This window comes from Lichenihabitans sp. Uapishka_5 (assembly GCF_033947565.1).
GTDB lineage: Bacteria > Pseudomonadota > Alphaproteobacteria > Rhizobiales > Beijerinckiaceae > Lichenihabitans.
Genome location: NZ_JARPVX010000230.1, coordinates 1 through 558, shown reverse-complemented (window position 1 = coordinate 558; position 558 = coordinate 1). Strand labels below are relative to the sequence as shown.

1 protein-coding gene is annotated in these 558 nt (G+C 74.7%); it reads right to left on the bottom strand.

Annotated elements, in window-relative coordinates; genetic code table 11:
- Window positions 1–558: iron chelate uptake ABC transporter family permease subunit (locus P7D22_RS23360; protein ID WP_319936628.1), on the bottom strand; the 558-nt coding region annotated here is incomplete at both ends.

The following is a 558-nucleotide window of genomic DNA, read 5'->3' as shown; positions in this document are numbered from 1 at the left end:
GCCAGCAGCAGCGCGGCCCCGGCCGGGTCGGCGCCGCTGGTGGCGCCCGCCATCCAGCCGAGCAACAGCGTGGCGCGCGGGTCGTCGGTCGACAAGCAGATCACCAGCGCGGCATCGAGGGCCGCCGACAGCGCGACGCCCACCAACAGGAACTGCTCCGGCGCGAAGCGGCTGCGCCAATTGGTGCCCATCAACACGACCGATAGGCCGAGCGCCGCCAGGGTTCCGCCCACCACCAGCAAGGGCGCCGTCGCAACGGGCGCCACGAACAACACGGCCGCGAAGCCGGCCATCACGGCGGCCCCGAGGCCCAGCACCTCCGGGCTCGCCAGCAGGTTGCCCGTGGCGCGCTGCAGCACCGCGCCGGCCGTCGCCAGCATGGCTCCCGCCGCAAAGGCCTCAACGGTGCGCGGCAGCCGCCATGGCAAGAGCATTCCGGCCTCAGCCCAGCCCGAAGGCCCGATCAGGCAGGCCGCCACGATAGTCGCAAGGCCGAGTGCCGCCAGAACGGCCAGCACCGGGGCGGGCGGGCGGCGACGCAGGCCGCTGCCCCAGTCC